Below are 18,585 nucleotides of genomic sequence, written 5' to 3' on the forward strand. Positions count from 1 at the left end.
CCGGTCCTGGGGCAGCAGGCGTTCGTCTGAGCCGTCCTGGTCGCTTGACCAGCGTTTGCTCCACGTTGCTGTCAGCCGCTCTGGCACAGCAGCGTCAGGAGTCCGTCGCCCGCCCGGACGAGTTGCGCCGCAAGGCCGACGACGAACATGCCAACCTCGGTCAGGACCTTGGTACGTTCGTCGGGTCCGTAGACGGTGAACCACCCGGCTGGAGCATCGAAGGAGCGCACCTCGCTGTTGGGGCCAGTGCCGATCAGGCGGGATGGCTCTCCGTCGGGACGCTTGTCAGCCGCAGCCGAGGTGATTTAAGGCCCCGTTCAGGCGGTCATGAGTGCCTGACCGTGGTCTTTGCGGTGCCGGACGCACGCGGTGGTGTGCAGTGGGAGCGGCAGGTGGAGATGGCTGCATCGCTGGACAGGCCGAGCAACTGGTCTGCCGCCTCGACCGGGACGCCGCGTCCCACCAACTGCCGCCGAAACCGGTCGTCGGGTGCGGTGGTCCTTGTGATGGGGCGGCACCTCCGAGGGGTGAGACCCCTTCCCGCGAAGACCGGGCAGGGGCATGGGATGGGTACTGGCAGGGACGGGCACGGCACGGGGCACGGGCATGCGGGGTGTGATCCGTCCGGCCCGCTCGGACTGGGGCGCGGTCGGTGTGGGCCCGTCGGTGCGGGGGGGGCCACGAGTACCGGTCGCCGGGGGCGCCCCGCAGCCGCCAACGGTCATCGCGGAGCCGGCGCATGAAGGCTCCGGCGCGCCGAAGCGCCGGAGGCCATCAGCCCGACCGGAGTCCGCCAGCCCGGCAGCCAGGCGGCCCAGCGGGATCCCTCAGCCCGCCGCTCGGCTTGGCTGTCGGGGCCGAGGCAGGCCGCGGGGGATGCGCAGGGCGACCAGGAAGCCGACCACCGCCAGCGCGCCCATGCCGAGGGCCGCGAGGGTCAGCGCCTGGCCGCGGGCGCGTGCGTTGATGCGGACGAGTTCGTCGGCCGCGGCGCCCCTGACGCCCTGGGCCGCGACCTTCGCGCGCATGGCGTCGTCAGTCGCGGCGCTGATCTGGACCTGATGCTCGACGGTGCGCGTGACGAGGTGCTTCTGACCGGGAGTCAGGACATCGCTGTCGTCGGTCCCGGCCTCGAACGCGAGGAGCAGCGCGGTGGTCATGAACGCGCCGGCCAGGGCGACTCCGAACGAGCTTCCGAGGTACGTGGCGGTGCGGGAAAGGCCCGTCACGTCGCTCACCTCCTCCGCGGGGGCGGCCGACTGGACGAGGTCGGTCGCGGTCGTGGCCATGCCCCGGCCGAGCCCGACGAGGAGGAGACCCGGCGCGAGGGCCAGGCCCACCGCCGACACATCCTGCCGGTGCGGGTCGAACATGAAGGCGATGGCCACGCAGCCTGCAGTCATGAAGAGGAACGCCCCCGTCTGGGCCGTGCGGTGGGTCATCCGCCCGCTTCCGATGAGCCTGGCGGCCGTCGAGGCCGCCACCGTCAGCGCCACCGGCACCGCGATCAGCGTGATGCCGCTCCGCAGTGCGTCGAAGCCCGCGGTGGTCTGCAGGAAGACCGGAACCAGGAAGAGCAGACCGCTGGGCACCAGGATCTGCATGACCAGGGTCAGGGTGCCGACCCGGATCGTGCGGTCGTGCAGCACCGAGAGCCGTACCAGCGGGTCCCTGCCGCGCCTGATCAGCCGGTGTTCCCAGCCGGCGAACACGGCCAGCACCATCAGCCCCGCGCCGGCGAGCAGCGGGACGGGGGACACCTGGCCGCGGCTCAGCACCGTGGTACCGAGGACCTCGAAGTCCTGGCGGTCCTCGAACAGGCCGTACCGTCCCGCCATCAGGGTCGCGACCACGAGCAGCCCGAATCCGACGGCGGACAGGACCGCTCCGAGGATGTCGAAGCGCTGTTCGAGGTGCTGCCGGGGCTGCTCGGCTCCGGCCGTCCGCCGCATGAGCAGCACCACGGCCAGCGTGATGACGGTCGACAGCAGGAACGACACACGCCAGCTCAGGTAGTTGGTGAGCAGGCCGCCCACCACCGGGCCGGCCCCCGAGGCGATGCCCGCGGTCATGCCCAGCGACGACAGGACCTTCGTGCGGGTGGCTCCACTGAACGTCTCGGTCAGCAGCGCCACCAGCGCCGGCAGCATCAGCGCCACACCGACTCCCTGGAGCACGGACCAGCCGAGCAGCATGAACGGCAGGGTCGGGCCGACGGTGGTGATCAGCGCGCCGAGGGCGAAGATCTCGCCGCCGACGACGAAGGTCCGCCGGTACCCGTGGCGGGCGCCGAGCTTGCTTCCGGTGATCAGGCACGCGGCGACTACCAGGGCGTACAGGGAGATTACCGACTGCACGCCGGTCAGCGACGTGTCCAGGTCCCGGACGAGCTGCGACAACGCCACGTTCATGGCGGTCGAGGTGTAGTTGATCAGGAAGTTCTCGGCGGAGAGAAGGACGAACAGTGTTCTGGCCGCCGGTGGCGCTCCGTCCCCGGGCTGTCTCCCGCCGCGCCCCGCTCTGTTTCGCCGTTCCACGGTCCGGTGTCGCCCTCCGATCGTTGTGCTGAGCAGGCGCTGCCTTCGGGGCCGGATTCCACCGCCGTCCCGCGTCCGGTCCAGGGTGCACGCCCCACCCCCCTCAGCCCCGCGGGACGCGCCATCGGGGGCTGGCCGGGTCGCCCCGCGGTGCGCACCGAGCGCCTGGCCCGGTTCTCCCCGGTTGCCCGGACGCCTCACCCGAACGGCTTAACCACGGGCGTCACACCCACCGGCCGAAGGACATCATCGGAAGGGACGTCGAGGGCCCGGCGGCACGATCCCGGCGCCGCCGGAACACGGCCCCGGCACGGTGCCGTCTCACGGTGCCGCGAGATGGAACCGTCCGTGGCCGGGCCGAGGGGCGTCAGGGGGAAGACCACGGGCCCGGAGTCCCCGGCGGGCGAGACACGCGATGGGTACTCGCCCCGCCCGTTCCCGGTCCGCCTCGCCCGCACATGGCCGGAGAGGCCGGAGAGGACAAGGACGAGTGCGATACACCACGTTGGGCAGAACGGGCCCCGAGGTCGGCGTCATCGGCCTCGGGTGCATGGGCATGAGCTCGGGGATGAGCTTCGGCTACGACCGCAGGACCTCGCGGGACGACGCGACGTCGATCGCGGTGATCCACCGGGCACTCGCGTCGGGCGCGACCCTGATCGACACCGCGGACGTGTACGGCCCCTACACCAACGAGGAGATGGTGGGCAGGGCGCTGGCGGGCGACCGCCGCGGGCAGGCGGTGCTGGCGACGAAGGTCGGCCTGGCCCTCACCGCCCCCGAGGGCGGCTCCGGCACCTCCCCCGGCGCCGTCCCGGACGGCCGCCCCGAGCACGTGCGGGCGTCGATCGATGCCAGCCTGCGCCGGCTCGGCACCGATCACGTGGACCTGTACCAGCTCCACCGGGTGGACCCGCGGGTGCCGCTGGAGGAGACCTGGGGCGCGATGGCCGAGGTCGTCGCGGCGGGCAAGGCGCGCTGCGTCGGCCTCTGCGAGGTGAGCGTGGAACAGGTCGAGCGGGCGCGGAGGGTGCACCCGGTGGCCTCGGTGCAGTCCGAGCTGTCGCTGTGGACGCGGGACCCGCTGACCGCGATGGTGCCGTACTGCGAGGAGCAGGGCATCGCGTTCCTGCCCTTCGCGCCACTCGGGCGGGGCTTCCTCGCAGGGCGGTTCTCGTCCTTCGACGACCTGCCGGAGGACGATCTGCGGCGCCGGCTGCCGCGTTTCCAGCGCGAGGCGTTGCGCGCCAACCTGGCCATCGTCGGCCGGGTGCGGGAGATCGCCGAGCGCGCGGGGGCGACCCTGGCGCAGGTGGCGCTGGCCTGGCTGCTGGAGCAGGGCCGGCACGTGGTGCCCATTCCCGGCACCAGGGCCCCGGAGCACCTGGCCGACAACGCCGGGGCGGCGGACATCAAGCTCAGCGCGGCCGACCTCGCCGACCTCGACGCGCTGCCGGCCCCGGAGGGCGGCCGCTACTGAGCCGTCACTCCGCCCGCTTCCCGGAAGGGCGTCGCCCATGCTGAGAGTAGGAACCTTCCTGCCACCCGCCGCCCGTGACCGGAGGGCGGTGCCGCACCCGGAGGTCGGCAGGATCCCGCCTGACGACCACGCGCTGTTCATGAAGCTGCTGCGGGACCTCACCGACGTCGAGTTCGTCCACGACCTTGACATCCGCCGGTCCTTCGTCCGCGACGGCACGGTGTACTGCGGCGAGGTCCGCCTCAACGACCTCGACCTCTACCTCTGGCACGCCGAGGTGGACCGCGACCCCGGCGGCTACGCCCTGGAGGCCCTGCGCACCCTCGCCCTGGACGTACCGGTCGTCCCCGACCCGGCGCGTTTCGCGACCGGCCTCGACAAGTACCGGGCCCACCTGCGGCTGTCCCGGGCCGGCCTGCCCGTGCCGGACACGGTCCTGCTCGACCGGCGCGACCCGGCCGCCGCCGCGCCCGTCGTCGCGCAGTGGGGGCGTGCCCTGCTGAAACCCCGGCGCGGATCCTTCGGGCAGGGAGTCCTGCTGATCGAGGACTTCGCCACCCTGCGCGACCTGGCGGACTACCTGCAGCACACGCTCGCGGCGGCCACGGAGAGCACCTTCCTCCTGGAGCGCTTCTACCCCAACGACCCCGCGGACTGGGTCGGGACGACCTTCGTCAACGGCACGCTGATGTACGGCTACCGCAAGCGCGGCCACCGCTTCACCCGCCTGTCCGCCGACGCCTCGAAGGTGTACGACCCCGAGGGGATCGGCGGCGACGTCGACGCCTGCGAGGTCCCGCCCGAGCACGCCCGGCTCGCCCTGCGTGCTCAGCGGGCGCTGGATCTTCCGCTGGTCGGCTTCGACCTGATCCTGTCCGGGGGGCGGCCCGTCATCGTGGACGAGAACACCTACCCCGGCCTCTACCCGGAGCTCTTCGCCGCGGCCGGGCGCTCCCTGAGCCAGGAACTCCTCGCGCTGGTCCGCGACGCGATCAGCGATCGTTGCGGCGGGCGCGGCGGGCCCACGGACGCCGAAACGGGCCGTTAGCGGCGGCCCGAACGGGCGCGCCGTACACGGCACTAGCAGGGCGCGGGACCGGCTCGGTGGCGGTCCCGCGCCGCCACGAGTTGCTTGTCGGGCCGGGCCACGATGACGGAGGAGTGAGGGGCCCGCGCGGCGAGCCGGTGGACCTCGCTTTCCAGGCGGCCGGTGGGCGCATGCGCGCCATAGCCGTTGGCGCGGACGTAGCGGGCGAAGATCTCCAGGCCGTCGAGGAAGGCGGCACCAGGCGGGGCGGTGTCGGCCATGGAGTGGGTCGCGGCTCGGCGAGGCCGGCGACCTCGACGACTTCGCCCGCAAGGCGCAGTTCGTCAACTACGAGAACGCCCGCGCCATGTTCGAGGCGTGGAACGCGCACCTGTGGGACAACGCGAGCGGGCTGATGCTGTGGATGTCCCACCCGGCCTGGCACAGCACGGTCTGGCAGACCTACGACTGCGATACCGCGAGGCCGCCGCCCTGCGCGCCCTGAACGCGGCGAAGCAGGTCGGGCTGACCGGCTCGGTCACCCCGGTGTCGCGCGCCGGTGACCGCCGGGAGCTGACGGCGTTGATCCGCAACCAGGGGTCGGCGGTGGCCGCCATGGTCAGGCTGTCACTGCTTCGGGAGCCGGGCTGCCGCCGGGTGCTGCCGACGCTGTACGGCGACAACTATCCGTGGCTGCTGGCGGGCGAGTCCCGGACCGTCCGGGTGTCGTGGCCGGCCACGGCCGACTCGGGCCGCCCGGTGCTGACGGCACAGGCGTACAACGGCCCGGTCACCGTGCTGCGCTCCTGAACCCCGGCTCCCAGGTTCCGGCCTCCCGCGCCGGGACCTGGGAGCGGCTCAGGGTGCGTCCGGCGTCCGTGGCGCCGGACGGGCTACCAGCCGACGGCGACCAGGAGCCACTGCGGGTCGGCGTGCGAGACGAACGAGGACTGGCCGGCCACGTCGTCGTAGGGGAAGCCGTAGGCGAGGTGGTTGATGGCGTTGTCGTGCCAGAACTCGGCGTAGTAGTTGGCCGGTGCCGCCTTGTAGAACTGGGCCGGGTCGGACTGCTGGGAGGCCGGCAGCGTGGCGACGTGACGGTTGAGTGCGGCGCACATGTCCGGGTTGCCCGCCAGGGAGGCGGCGCAGCCGAAGATGTCGGAGGTGGCCGCGTTCACGCCCACCGACTGGGCGTAGGAGGTGAAGTAGTTGGCGTTGGCGCCGCCCGCGCGGAAGCTCGGGTCGCTGCCGGGCGCGATGATCCGGTAGGGGGCCTGGGTCTGGGCGAGCACCTTGAACTCGTTCGGCACGGCGTCGGTGAAGCGCTGGAAGGTGGTGGCGCGGTCCTCGGCGAAGGTCTGCCGGTTCTCGCCTACCTCCACGTCGTAACCGTCCTTGCTGTGCAGGCGCATGGCCAGCTTCAGGCCGAAGGCGTCGACACGGGTGGTGTTGCCGTTGAAGACGTTGTTGCCGACCGTGAACTCGATGAAGTCGTAGTAGGGGCTGGTGGGCGAGCCGAGGTGGAAGTACATGCGGCCCGCGGAGTTGGCGGGCATGTCGAGGTAGGGCTGCTCGGCGATGGAGTGGGTCTGGCCGTTGAAGCTCCAGTACACCTGGCTGTCGGGGTACTTGCCGTTGGTGCGGTTGAGGATCTTCACCTCGACGGCGTTGCTCGCCGGGGGATGTCGCCGGTGCTGCCCCAGAAGTCGTCCGGCGGGGTGGTGCCGCCGGGGCCGTAGACCTGGAACTCCCACAGGGAGTAGCCGTACGGGGTGCCGCGCGCGGTGCCGTACATGCGGACGTAGCGGCCGCTGCCGGAGACGGTGATGTTCTGGGTGCCGCCGGTTGCGGTCGTGGTGGAGTAGACGGTGGTCCAGGTGGTGGCGTCGGTGGAGGTCTGGATCTGGAAGGCGGTCGCGTACGCGGCCTCCCAGGTGAGGGCGACGCGGCTGAGCTGCTGGACGGATCCGAGGTCGACCCGTATCCATTGCGGGTCGGAGAACGCCGAGGACCAGCGGGTGCCGGTGTTGCCGTCGACGGCGGCGCTCGCGGGGAAGGTGCCGTTCTCGGTCGAGGAGGCGGTGGCGGGCCTGCCCTGGGACAGCAGCTGGTCGGCGGCGTGGGCGGGTGCGGGGGCCAGGACCGCGCAGAGGGCGGCGATCAGGGCGATGACCGGACCGAGGGCCGCGCGGGAGCGTGCGGTGACGATCGGGGATCTGTGGGTGGGTGCGCTGACGGAACTCTGCATGCGAGATCTCCTCAGGCCGGTGCGGCGTGCGTGGGGGTGGAGCAACAGCAGATGTGAGAGCGCTCTCTCCGGGTTGTAGTCCCAGCCGTGCCCGCCGTCAACAACTGAAGCCGAAATCCCATGGATCGGGCCCTGCCCCTACACCCCTTGACGCATCCGGTACGGACCTATCCGTGCCCTCACGCCGACTCGCGCACCACGAGTTCGGGCTCGAAGACGACCGAGGTCGCCTCGGTGCGGGCGCCGAGGATGTGCTCGTCGAGCAGCCGCGCCATCTCCGCCGCCATCTCCTCCACCGGCTGGCGCACGGTGGTCAGTCGGGGTCGGCTGGTGACGGCGACGGTGGAGTCGTCGAAGCCGACGACCGCCACGTCCTCCGGAACCCGGCGGCCGCGCTCGCGCAGCACCTGGCACGCGCCCTGGGCCATCAGGTCGTTGGCCGCGAACACGCCGTCCGTGTCGGGATGGCGCTCAAGGAGCTCGGACATGGCCGCGACGCCGCTGTCGAGGGTGAACCCGCCCTCGGTGACCGGGACGTACGGGTGACCGTGCCGCGCGAGCGCGTCACGGAAACCGGCCAGGCGTTCCTGACTCGCGGGCACGTCGAGGGGGCCGCAGATCGTGGCGAGCCGGCGGCAGCCGCGCCCGAGCAGGTGCTCGGCGGCGAGGCGGCCTCCGTCCCGGTGCGCGAGGTCGACGTAACTGAGCGGCACCGGACGCGAGGGCCGGGCGAAGAGCACCGCGGGCAACCGGGCTTCGGCGAGCAGGGCGGGCAACGGGTCCTCGGCGTGGGTCGAGACCACCAGGGCGCCGTCGGCGCGCCCCTGCCGCAGATACGTCAGCACCTCGTCACGGGCGTCGTCGGACTCGGCGAACATCAGCACCGGGTGCAGGGAACGGGGGCGCAGGAAACCGACGACGCCCCCGACCACCCGGCCGAAGAAGGGGTCGGCGAACACCCGCGCGGCGAAGGCGTTCTGGCCGGCGTCCGTGGTGTCCCCCGCGCCGGACACCACCAGGGCGACGGTCTCGGCCCGCCGGGTCACGAGGGAGCGGGCTGCCCGGTTGGGCGCGTACCCCGTCCGTTCGATGGCCCGGCGGACCAGGTCCCGTATCTCCGGATCGACGTTGCGGATGCCGTTGACCACCCGCGACACGGTCGCCCGGGAGACTCCGGCCTCCCGGGCGACGTCCTCCAGCGTCGGGGCCCGTCTGCGCATGCAGGCACCCTAACGGACTCGCCGATCACGCTGTAGAGCGCTCTCCGAGGGTGGGGTCGGCCCGGCCGGCAATCAGCCGTAGACGCCGAACTCGTACAGCGAGTAGCCCCAACCGGTGCCCCGCGCGGTGCCGTTGACGCGGACAATAGCGGCCCGTCCCGGTGACGTCGACGTCGTCGATGCCGCCGTTGCCGTCGGACACGGTACGCACCGTCTGCCAGTTCTGTCCGTCGTCGGAGGTCTGGATGGTGTACGCCTTCGCGTAGGACGCCTCCCAGTACAGCTGGACGTGCCGGAAGGTGGTGCGGGTGCCCAGGTCGACCTGGAGCCACTGGGGGTCGCTCCAGTCACTGGCCCAGCGGGTGGCGGGATTTCCGTCGACCGCGTTGGCCGCGGTGCAGGGACAGTCGCCGTAACTCGCCTGGAAGGAGGAGGCGGTGGCCGGTCTTCCGCGCGCCAGGTTCGTACCGGACGGCACGGGTGGGACGACGCGGACCGAGCGGGTCTCGACGCCGACGTTGCCCCGGCCGTCGGTGGCCTTGACGTACATCTTCCAGACGCCGGGGCGGTCGGGTGCGGTCACCCTGAGCCGGCCGCCGCCGAGGTCGGTGAAGGGCAGCGAGGCCAGGTTCTTGCTCTGGTCGATGTACATGCTGTTGTCGAGAACCTCGTAGGAGACCGGGTCTCCGTCGGGGTCGGTGGCCCTGACGTCCAGGACGAGGTCGTGCCCGGCCTGCACCTTGCCCGCGTCGCCCTCCACGCTCAGGTCGGAGATGACCGGCGGGGTGTTGTCGTGCGTGGTGTCGCCGCCGTAGGCCCTCTTCACGGCGTAGTACGACAGGCGTTTCTGGCCCGCCGGCAGCAGGTTGAACCAGATGCCGCCGAAGTCGTACTCGGTGCCGTAGTGGAACATCGTGGCGCCGAGCGCGACGCCCTTGTGTCCGGTGACGCAACTCCAGGCGCGGGTGTAGCCGTCGGCCTTGGCCCGGTCGGTGGGTTCGAGCGGGACGCCGTCGGCGTCGTCGGGGACCTCCCACTCGCCTGCCGGACCGGTCTCGGTGACGATGTAGGGCTTGGTGTAACCCCCTTGCTCCCAGGCGGACTTGATGTCGCAGACCGCGTTGTAGGAGTTCACGGCGTACAGGTCGAGGTCCGGCGCGTTCCTCTTGTAGTACGGCCATGCCCCCACCCAGGCGTCGGTGGACGTGACAGGGTGGTCGGGGTCGACGGCGTGGATCTTCTTGGCGATGTCGTTGACGAGCGCGGTGTAGGCGTCGCGCTGTCTCTCCAACTCGTCGCCGCTGTAGCAGTTCTGCAGTCCGAGGACGGACTCGTTGCCGACGTCCCACATGAGCACGCCGGGGTTGTCCTTGTAGGTCCGGACCCACTGGGGGAACTCGTCGAGCATATGGTTCTTGTACGCGGTGTCGGTCACGTAGTTCACGCAGCCGCCGCTGCCGGGGCCGCCGCCGGGCTGCAGCCAGAAGCCGGCGACGACCTTGATGCCGTGGGCGGCGGCGGAGTCGAACAGCGGCTTGCTGGTGGCGTCGGTGCCCCAGGTGCGGATGGTGTTGACGCCCATGGACTGCAGATCCGGCATGTACCTCTCGGCGTCGGCGACACTCGGGCCCCAGGTCAGGCCCTTGATCTGGTACGGCCGTCCGTCCACCGTCAGCTGCCAGGCACCCTGGCCGCCGGTGACCTTGACGACGCTGCCGGCGGCCTGCGCCTGGGCGGCGGGCAGCGCGACCAGGAAGCCGGCGGCCAGGGCTCCGGCGGTGAGGGGTGCCGCGGCGCGGCGGGTTCTGGAGCGTGTGCGGGTTCGTGGGGTCATCGCTGCTGCTCCTCAGGGCAGTTCGTAGTGCTCGTCGAGGGTCGCGCCCGCCTCCGGGTGGGTCTCGTCGTAGCCGCGCGCGTCGCACTGCAGCCCGCCGACGACGCAGTGGTCGACCAGCGCCTTGAGCGTGGGGGCGTCCCAGGCGTTGAAGAAGTCGTAGTGGAAGGTGTGGCCCGCGCCGCTGGCCAGGCGCACCTTGGACATGTCGCCGTTGACGGGGAAGGCCATCTTGAACTCGATCATCGGAAGGGCGACCGGGTGGTCGGCCGGGCAGATGTTGTCGTTCGTGCCGGGCTTGACCACGGGGTAGGCCATGTGGCTCTTGTGGTCGGGGGTGTCGAGGTACCTGCCGTCCCAGCAACTGGGCGCCTGGAAGCGGATGTTGAGCTGCACGTCGGCCCGGTTCGGGCAGGTCGCGGGGAACTCGGTGTTGAAGTAGCTGTCACCGCACTCCCAGCCCTCGACGAAGCCGGGGTGGTGGCGGAACTCGTCGGCGCTCTGCATCGGGCTGCCGACGACGAACCGCAGGCCCTTGGGGAAGGGCCGGACGCTGGTGTAGTCGGTGACGCCCGCCTTGTAGTAGATGACCTGCGGCCCCACCGGGAGGATCCGCTGGTCGCCGTTGTAGAGGGTGGGCATCCAGTAGCCGGAGCGGTCGCCGGGAGCCTTGCAGGTGGTGCCGCCGGCCTCCAGTGAGGCCGTCGTGCTGTAGGCGTCGGTCGTGGTGTTGCCCAGGAAGGTGTGGTCGTGGGACGTGCCGGGCTGCTGCGGGTAGACGATCGGGTCGTCGGGCCGGGTGTGCGTGACCGAGCAGTTGGCCTGGAACTCGTGGAAGTAGCGGTGCGGCGGGTCCTGCGTGGACGGCGTCACACCGGTGACCGGCGGGTTCGCGGGGATGTAGCCGTCGCCGTCCGGGTCCTCCGGCGAGGTGGCGGCGGACGCCGCCATCGCGTGCCCGGAGTGGGTGGCAGCGAACGCCCTGGAGGCGGAGCTGTGCGGCGCGGGCGGGCCGGCGCTGACGGCCACGCCTCCCAAGCCGAGCGAGGTCAGCAGGAGCGCGCCGGTGATCAGGGTGACGGACAGGCCTTTCGATCTCCGTGACATGGAGACCTCCTCCTGTGCTGTGGGGGTCGGGGAGCGCCGGATCGGATATGGGAGAGCGCTCTCCCGCCGAGGAGTGTTGAGGGCATGTCATCAAGATGTCAAGGGACTCGACCGAAGTGAATCCGGAAAGATTTCAACTTCCGAAGGCTTGCCGAGGGTTGTGACTCATCAGTTAAATCAAGACGTGAACTAAGCGTCGGGGCGCAGCCCTTGACGCCTCGATCCGCCTGCCGTCGGCGGCCTCACCTGTTCCTTTCCCACCACACCCGCAGGGACCTCCATGAGACTCAGATCCCTGGGCGTCGTGCTCGCCGCCATGGCGGCGCTGCTCGCCCTACCCGTGCCCCACCCGGCCGCAGCGGCCGAACTCCCCCTGTCCCAGGGCAGAACGGCGACCTCCTCCTCCGACGAGAACGCCGGCACACCGGCCGCCTACGCCGTCGACGGCGACACCGGCACCCGCTGGTCGTCGGCCGCGACCGACACCCAGTGGCTGCAGGTCGACCTGGGCGCCACGGCCACGATCTCGAAGGTCGTCCTCAACTGGGAGGCGGCCTACGGCAAGGACTACAAGATCCAGGCGTCCGCCGACGGCAGCACCTGGACCGACCTGACCTCCGTCACCGGCGGCGACGGAGGCAGCGACAGCCTCGACGTCTCCGGACAGGGACGCTACGTCCGGATGTACGGCATCCACCGGGCCACCCAATGGGGCTACTCCCTGTGGGAGTTCCAGGTCTTCGGCACCTCCGGCACCGGCACGTCCTCCTGCGACACCGCCAACGCCGCGAAGGGCCGGCCCGCTTCGGCCTCGTCCACGGAGAACGCCGGTACGCCGGCCTCCGCCGCCTTCGACGGCGACAACGGCACCCGCTGGTCCAGCCAGGCCTCCGACCCGCAGTGGGTGCAGGTCGACCTGGGCTCCGTCAAGTCCCTGTGCAAGGTCGACCTGACCTGGGAGGCCGCCTACGCCAAGGAGTTCCAGATCCAGGCCTCCACGGACGGCCAGAGCTGGACCACGCTCAAGAGCGTCACCGGCGCGAGCGGAGGCACGGCCTCTTACGACGTCAGCGGCTCCGGACGGTACGTACGCGTCAACGGCACCGTCCGCGCCACGGGTTACGGCTACTCCCTGTGGGAGGTGGCCGTCCACACCGGAACCGGCGGCACCACTCCCCCGGTCCAGGGCGGCGGCGACCTCGGACCGAACGTCATCGTCGTCGACCCCAACACCCCCAATCTGCAGCAGAAGTTCGACGACGTCTTCGCCAAGCAGGAGTCGGCCCAGTTCGGCAGCGGCCGCTACCAGTTCCTGCTCAAGCCCGGCACCTACAACGGCATCAACGCCCAACTCGGCTTCTACACCTCCATCTCGGGGCTCGGCCTCAACCCCGACGACACCCAGATCAACGGTGACATCACCGTCGACGCCGGCTGGTTCAACGGCAACGCCACGCAGAACTTCTGGCGTTCGGCGGAGAACCTCGCCATCACCCCGTCCAACGGCACCGACCGCTGGGCCGTCGCGCAGGCGGTCCCCTTCCGCCGCATCCACGTCAAGGGCGGCCTCAACCTGGCCCCGAACGGCTACGGTTGGGCCTCCGGCGGCTACATCGCCGACTCCAAGATCGACGGCACCGTCGGGCCGTACTCCCAGCAGCAGTGGTACACCCGCGACAGCTCCGTCGGCGGCTGGACCAACGGCGTGTGGAACATGACGTTCACCGGCGTCCAGGGCGCCCCGGCGACCAACTTCGACTCGGGCCCGTACACCACCCTGGACACGACACCCGTCTCCCGCGAGAAGCCGTTCCTCTACCTCGACGGCAGCACCTACAAGGTGTTCGTGCCCGCCAAGCGCACCAACGCGCGCGGAGTGTCCTGGCCGGCGAACGCGGGCACCTCCCTCCCGCTGGACCAGTTCTACGTCGTCAAGCCGGGCGCCACCGCCGCCACCATCAACCAGGCGCTCGCTCAAGGCCTCAACCTGCTGTTCACGCCGGGTGTCTACCACCTCGACCAGACCATCGACGTCACCCGCGCCGACACCGTGGTCCTCGGACTGGGCCTGGCGACGCTCGTGCCGGACAACGGCATCGACGCCCTGCACGTGGCCGACGTCGACGGCGTGCGCCTCGCCGGCTTCCTCATCGACGCCGGCTCCGTCAACTCCGACACGCTGCTGCGGATCGGGCAGCCCGGTGCGAGCGCCGACCACTCGGCCGACCCGACCACCATGCAGGACGTGTTCGTCCGCATCGGCGGCGCCGGCCCCGGTCTCGCCACCAACTCCGTCGTCGTCAACAGCGACGACGTCGTCATCGACCACACCTGGCTGTGGCGCGCCGACCACGGCAGCGGCGTCGGCTGGGACACCAACCGCGCCGACTACGGCCTGCGCGTCAACGGCGACGACGTCCTCGCCACCGGGCTGTTCGTGGAGCACTTCAACAAGTACGACGTCCTGTGGAGCGGCGAACGCGGCCGCACCATCTTCTTCCAGAACGAGAAGGCCTACGACGCCCCGAACGCCGCCGCCATCACCCACGACGGCATCGTCGGCTACGCGGCCTACAAGGTCGCCGACACCGTGACCCAGCACGAGGCGTGGGGCCTGGGCAGCTACTGCAACTACACCGCCGATCCGTCGATCGTCCAGGCACACGGCTTCCAGGTCCCGGTCACCGCCGGGGTGAAGCTGCACGACGTGCTGGTGATCTCCCTCGGCGGCAAGGGCCAGTACGCGCACGTCGTCAACAACACCGGCTCCCCGACCTCGGGGACGGACACCGTGCCGTCCAAGCTGACGTCGTTCCCGTGACCGGCGGCCCGAACGGCACCTCGCACCGCTGACCGACTCCCGGCCCCCGACTTGCCGTCGGGGGCCGGGAGTTGCCACGGGCGCGGGTGCAGGGCAGAGTCACCACCCGTGGCCATCTGTTTCGAGCTCGTGGTGAACTTCGGCGACGACGCCGAGGCGGCGCAGGCCGCCGCCCGCATCGACCCCCATCCCTGGGCGCTGCGCGCGGGCACCCACCGCATCCCCCTCCACCGGCCGCTGCTGACGAAGGCGGGCTCCTACTTCGAACTCTCGATCCTGCCCGTGGCCGTCAGCTTGGGGTGCGGTCTGGACGGCAGCCTGCCCAGATTCCAGCTCACCGCGGCGGAGCTGACCGAACTGGGGCACCAACTCTACGAACTCCTCGCGCAGTTCCGCGGGTATGTCGCCGCCAAGGTCGGCTGGGACCCGGAACCACTCGTGGACACCGCCGAGCTCAGAAGCGAGTGGTCGGACGAACTGAACGACGGCAGCCTCCACGGGCTCGTGCTCTGCGAGAAGCTGCACGCCGAACTCGCCCCGAGCGCCGCCTACGAGACGTTCCGGCCCGGATACCGGTGGATTCCGTACCGCGGGGAGGAACCGAGCGACCTCACGGCCGACTGACTGCCCGCTGTCAACGTGCCGCCGACGGGCCCGTGCATCCGATCAGTCGGTGCTGCGCGGACCGGCGGCCGGCGTCGAAAGCGGGCATCCCGTCGGTCACCGGCGTCTCGACGGCACCGACTCAGCCCCGGCTGCCCTGCGCTTTCGGCTGAGCACCACGAAGAGCACAAGACCCGCGGCGGCCAGAACGAGTCCGGCGGCCAGGAAAGGGACAGGGGCGTACTCGTCCGTGCAGGACTGCCCGCCGGCCACGGCACGGCAGACGTTCCCCGGACCGTCCCGGTTGAGACAGGCGAGGAGGAAGAGCGGCACGGCCAAACCGGCCAACAGGCCGGCCACCGCGTTCCTCGGCCCCTTCCACAGCAGGAATCCCGCTGCCACCACGGCCAGCAGCACCAGCGGCACCCCCACCGTCAGAAGGGCGGCCAGCCCGACACCCGCGCACGCGCCCGACACCAGCCAGCCCGCGAACCAGCCCCAGCCGACCGGACCTCCCCGGTCCCCCGCGACGGCTTCCTGACGCACCATGCTGCCCATCCCCCCTGAGGCCGCGACATCCGACACCGAGCGGTCCACATCGTCTCCCAGCATCGCAGGTACCCGGCCACGGCGTCCGGCTGCGGCAACGGTCGCGGAGGTGGCGGTGATCGACTCACCGACCGGCGCCTGTCCGGCCACGGCGGACGAGGCGGGACCGTGCTGACCCAGGACGCTCACTGTGCGATGCTCGACACGTGACGTCACGGGAACAGCCGCCCAGGCGGGGGGCGTCGTCCGACTCCTCGGCCTTGGCGAAGGTGGTCGCGCGGCAGCGGGCCGAGATCGTCGATCTGCAGCGGGTCGCCGCGCTGATGCCGGTGCTGGAACGCGCCAAGGGCGCGGTGATGGTGCAGGAGGGCTGTTCCGCGCAGGAGGCGTACGAAACGCTCCTCGAGCGCAGTGCCGCGGAAGGCCGGACTCTCGTCGAGGAATGCTGGCTGACGCTCGGGGCCATCCGCCCGGCCCGCCGACGTCGCCGGCGCCGCCGCGAGACCGGCCGCGGCGGCTCGGTGTTCTCGTCCGATCAGTACCTGGTGCCGGCGGAGCCGCACCCGCCGGCTGCCGCCCCGGGCACCGACCGCGAGGCGACGGTGCTGCTGGGCAGGCTGGGACTGGGCCTGGCGAGCGTGCAGGACCGCCATGATCTCGCCCGCTGCCTGCTGGAGCACCTCTCCCACGGCGTCGAGGTCGGCGCCGTACTGATCTACGTCGGAACCGACGACGGCGTACGGCTGACGGGGCACGCGGGCATCGACGGCGTGGAGGCCGTCCGATGGCACCGGCTCACCGTCGGCGGCCGGCCCCCCGCCCGCGACCCGCTGCGCAGCCACCGGCCGCTGTGGTCGGAGGGCCCCGAGGCGCCCGAGGCGTACGCGGTGCCCGAGGAGACCCTCTCCCGATGGCCTTCCCGCGCCTGGCTGCCCGTGGACACGGGCGGCGAGGTCGACGAGGTCGTCACCGTGCTGCGCAGCACCGACCGGGCCTTCACACCCGCCGAGCGGGAGCTGCTGGTGAGCGCGGTGCAGCTGTGCGCCGGGCGGATGGCGACCCTCGATGCGGGCGTGCCCCGGCGCAAGCCGTCCGTGGAGAGCGTGCAGCAGATCTTCGACACCCTGCCGGGATCGGTGATCCTGCTCGCCCCGCTGTCCGCGCCCGACGGCACCGTGGAGGACTTCCGCATCGAGGCCGCGGCGCCCGACTCGGTGGACGTCGCCGGTCGCGCCGGCCGCCAGTTGATCGGACTGCGGGTGCTGGAGTGCTACCCGACGTTCGCCGGCACGCAGATGTGGAAGGGCTACCTGGACGTTCTGGCCACGGGCCGGCCGTTCGCCGGCGAGCCGTTCACCTACGAGGAGGTGGTGGCCGGCATCCCGCAGCACTCCGTCTTCTCCCTGCGGGTGGCCCGGCTCGGAGAGCACCTCGTCGTCTCCTGGATCCGGCACGACGTCGCGGCCCGGCAGGAGCAGCGCCTCGCCTCCCTGCAGCGCCTGGGCAACCTCGGCTGGGCCGACTGGAACCTCGTCACCGACACCATCAGCTGGTCACCGCATGTGTTCACGATCTTCGACCGGGACCAGAGCCTCGGCCCCATGCGGCTGGAGCAACTGCCCGAGTGCGTCCTGCCGGAGGACCTGCCCGAACTCACCGCGGCCGCCCAGCGGCTGCTGAGTGACGGCACCGCCATCGACCAGCCCTTCCGCATCACGACCCGCGCCGGAGTACGGCACCTGCGCATCGTCGCCGAAGCGATCGTCGACGCCGACGGCACACCGCTGGAGGTCCACGGCTTCTTCCAGGACCTCTCCGGCCAGCGCGACGCCGAACTCGCCCTGCTCAGCAGCGAGCGCGCCGTGTCCACCCAGCGCGGCCTGCTCCAGGCCGAGCGCAAGGTGGCCGCCCGCCTGCAGCAGGCCCTGCTGCCCCTGCCCACCGGTCCCGTCACGCTCGCCGGGCTGTGGACCAACGCCTTCTACCACCCCGCGGAACGGGGCATCAGCGTCGGCGGCGACTGGTACAGCGCCATCGAACTCCCTGACGGCGACGCGCTCTTCGTGATCGGCGACGTCATGGGGCACGGCATCAACGCCGTGGCGACCATGGCGCAACTGCGCTTCACGGCCAAGGGCATGATCATCACCGGGTCCAGTCTGACGGACGCGCTCACGCGGCTGAACGCCCTGCTGATGCACATCCACTCACCCGGCGAGCGCCACACCACCGCGACCATGATCGTGGCGCGCTACCACCCCGCCGACCGCACACTCACCTGGGCCCAGGCGGGACATCTGCCTCCCGTCCTGGTCCGCGACGGCAAGGCCCATGCCGTCGAACGCCCCACCGGCATCCTGCTGGGCGCCACCGCGGCCCCGCGGTTCACCGAAGCCACCCTCCGGCTGCGGGAGGGCGATCATCTGCTGCTGTTCACCGACGGACTGATCGAGCACCCCGGCCAGGACCTGTTGGCGGGCCTGGACGCCCTGGCCACCGCATCGGCGACCGCACTGACCACCCGCCCCGACAGCCTGAGCCGCCTGCACGCCGCCCTGGCCCGCCCCGACCACCGAGACGACGTCTGCGCCCTCCACATCAGCCTGCCGCCGGCCTCACCGGAGGGTTGATCACCGGCGCCGGTTCCGGTCCCAGCGACCTCAGGCGGACTGGCGCTGGGCTCGCCGCCGGACCAGTTCCTCCACCGCTGTGGGCAGCGTCGTCTCGAAGTCGATCAGCTTCGCCCAGGTCGGTGTGATGACGATGCGGACCATGCCGTCGTAGAGCGAGCGCACCTCCGCCTCCCACTCCACCCGCTGCTCGGGGGTCATCCGGTAGCTGCCGTTCATCTGCAGGTACTCCTCCGGGATGCCGTCGACGACGTCCAGTTCGGCACGGCCGCGCAGGAGCAGGATCTTGGGCGGGTGCTCCTCGGTGTCGATCGTCAGCGCGACCTGCGGGTTGCGGCGCAACGAGGGCAGCTTCGGCGCGTTCTTCGTGGTGCACAGAACGATCTGCGCGCCGTTCCAGGTGAACGCGATCGGGATGTTGCGGGGCGTGCCGTCCTTGGCGACGTACGCCAGCCGGGTCACGTCGCGAGCCAGCAGTTCCTGACCGGCCGGACGGCTCAGGATCTCGGTGATCTCCCGCTGCTCCATG

At 71.2% G+C, this 18,585-nt stretch carries 12 protein-coding genes and 3 pseudogenes; 6 read left to right on the top strand and 9 right to left on the bottom strand.

Annotated features, from left to right (window positions below; translation table 11 throughout):
* Positions 1-71: 71 nt before the first annotated feature.
* On the bottom strand, positions 72-230 hold the full coding sequence (locus M8J74_RS28205; protein ID WP_249839143.1) for a hypothetical protein: 159 nt from the start codon (positions 228-230) through the stop codon (positions 72-74).
* Between the two features lie 597 nt (positions 231-827).
* Complete coding sequence (locus M8J74_RS28210; protein WP_308406112.1) at positions 828-2,738, bottom strand: MFS transporter; 1,911 nt, start codon at positions 2,736-2,738, stop codon at positions 828-830.
* 289 nt (positions 2,739-3,027) lie between these two features.
* On the opposite strand from M8J74_RS28210, the gene M8J74_RS28215 reads away from it, so the two are divergent.
* Both M8J74_RS28215 and M8J74_RS28220 read left to right on the top strand, forming a co-directional pair.
* Positions 3,028-4,017: an aldo/keto reductase gene (locus tag M8J74_RS28215; RefSeq protein ID WP_308406113.1), complete on the top strand. Its 990-nt coding sequence runs from the start codon at positions 3,028-3,030 to the stop codon at positions 4,015-4,017.
* A 37-nt stretch (positions 4,018-4,054) separates the two neighbouring features.
* A complete protein-coding gene (locus M8J74_RS28220) occupies positions 4,055-5,065 on the top strand; it encodes an ATP-grasp domain-containing protein (protein WP_249839145.1) in 1,011 nt (336 codons plus the stop codon).
* Positions 5,066-5,097: 32 nt separating this feature from the next.
* On the opposite strand, the gene M8J74_RS28225 is transcribed toward M8J74_RS28220, so the two are convergent.
* A complete protein-coding gene (locus tag M8J74_RS28225; RefSeq protein WP_249839146.1) occupies positions 5,098-5,325 on the bottom strand; it encodes a hypothetical protein in 228 nt (75 codons plus the stop codon).
* A gap of 8 nt (positions 5,326-5,333) precedes the next feature.
* On the opposite strand from M8J74_RS28225, the pseudogene M8J74_RS28230 reads away from it, so the two are divergent.
* A pseudogene (locus M8J74_RS28230) lies at positions 5,334-5,854 on the top strand (discoidin domain-containing protein); the annotation flags it as partial.
* An 83-nt stretch (positions 5,855-5,937) separates the two neighbouring features.
* On the opposite strand, the pseudogene M8J74_RS28235 reads toward M8J74_RS28230, so the two are convergent.
* The 4 genes and pseudogenes from M8J74_RS28235 to M8J74_RS28250 all read right to left on the bottom strand — a co-directional run bounded on the left by M8J74_RS28235 (position 5,938) and on the right by M8J74_RS28250 (position 11,453).
* A pseudogene (locus M8J74_RS28235) lies at positions 5,938-7,292 on the bottom strand (beta-1,3-glucanase family protein).
* Between the two features lie 179 nt (positions 7,293-7,471).
* Positions 7,472-8,512, bottom strand: a complete 1,041-nt coding sequence (locus M8J74_RS28240; RefSeq protein WP_249839147.1) for a LacI family DNA-binding transcriptional regulator — start codon at positions 8,510-8,512, stop codon at positions 7,472-7,474.
* Positions 8,513-8,584: 72 nt separating this feature from the next.
* Positions 8,585-10,346: pseudogene (locus M8J74_RS28245) on the bottom strand (discoidin domain-containing protein).
* 12 nt (positions 10,347-10,358) lie between these two features.
* A complete protein-coding gene (locus M8J74_RS28250; RefSeq protein ID WP_249839148.1) occupies positions 10,359-11,453 on the bottom strand; it encodes a DUF1996 domain-containing protein in 1,095 nt (364 codons plus the stop codon).
* A gap of 280 nt (positions 11,454-11,733) precedes the next feature.
* Here M8J74_RS28250 and M8J74_RS28255 point away from each other — a divergent pair, with 280 nt between their 5' ends.
* Positions 11,734-14,274 carry a discoidin domain-containing protein gene (locus M8J74_RS28255; protein WP_249839149.1) on the top strand — a complete coding sequence of 847 codons (2,541 nt, stop codon included), beginning with the start codon at positions 11,734-11,736 and terminating at the stop codon, positions 14,272-14,274.
* A gap of 108 nt (positions 14,275-14,382) precedes the next feature.
* Positions 14,383-14,898, top strand: a complete 516-nt coding sequence (locus M8J74_RS28260; RefSeq protein ID WP_249839150.1) for a hypothetical protein — start codon at positions 14,383-14,385, stop codon at positions 14,896-14,898.
* Positions 14,899-14,994: 96 nt separating this feature from the next.
* Here the strand turns inward: M8J74_RS28260 and M8J74_RS28265 are convergent, their stop codons facing one another.
* The gene (locus tag M8J74_RS28265; protein WP_249839151.1) at positions 14,995-15,426 is read right to left on the bottom strand and encodes a hypothetical protein; all 432 of its coding nucleotides are present in this window, start codon (positions 15,424-15,426) and stop codon (positions 14,995-14,997) included.
* 206 nt (positions 15,427-15,632) lie between these two features.
* Here M8J74_RS28265 and M8J74_RS28270 point away from each other — a divergent pair, with 206 nt between their 5' ends.
* Positions 15,633-18,056, top strand: a complete 2,424-nt coding sequence (locus M8J74_RS28270; protein ID WP_308406114.1) for a SpoIIE family protein phosphatase — start codon at positions 15,633-15,635, stop codon at positions 18,054-18,056.
* Between the two features lie 30 nt (positions 18,057-18,086).
* Here the strand turns inward: M8J74_RS28270 and M8J74_RS28275 are convergent, their stop codons facing one another.
* Positions 18,087-18,584 carry a pyridoxamine 5'-phosphate oxidase family protein gene (locus M8J74_RS28275; protein ID WP_249839186.1) on the bottom strand — a complete coding sequence of 166 codons (498 nt, stop codon included), beginning with the start codon at positions 18,582-18,584 and terminating at the stop codon, positions 18,087-18,089.
* Position 18,585 lies beyond the last annotated feature (1 nt).

Source organism: Streptomyces panaciradicis, assembly GCF_023516615.1.
GTDB classification, from domain to species: Bacteria; Actinomycetota; Actinomycetes; order Streptomycetales; family Streptomycetaceae; genus Streptomyces; species Streptomyces panaciradicis.

Bases quoted from the DNA above. Each gene is read 5' to 3' on its own strand.
- M8J74_RS28265 (WP_249839151.1), bottom strand. From the start codon at position 15,426: ATGGTGCGTCAGGAAGCCGTCGCGGGGGACCGGGGAGGTCCGGTCGGC.
- M8J74_RS28250 (WP_249839148.1), bottom strand. From the start codon at position 11,453: ATGTCACGGAGATCGAAAGGCCTGTCCGTCACCCTGATCACCGGCGCG.
- M8J74_RS28275 (WP_249839186.1), bottom strand. From the start codon at position 18,584: ATGGAGCAGCGGGAGATCACCGAGATCCTGAGCCGTCCGGCCGGTCAG.
- M8J74_RS28225 (WP_249839146.1), bottom strand. From the start codon at position 5,325: ATGGCCGACACCGCCCCGCCTGGTGCCGCCTTCCTCGACGGCCTGGAG.
- M8J74_RS28240 (WP_249839147.1), bottom strand. From the start codon at position 8,512: ATGCGCAGACGGGCCCCGACGCTGGAGGACGTCGCCCGGGAGGCCGGA.
- M8J74_RS28220 (WP_249839145.1), top strand. From the start codon at position 4,055: ATGCTGAGAGTAGGAACCTTCCTGCCACCCGCCGCCCGTGACCGGAGG.
- M8J74_RS28255 (WP_249839149.1), top strand. From the start codon at position 11,734: ATGAGACTCAGATCCCTGGGCGTCGTGCTCGCCGCCATGGCGGCGCTG.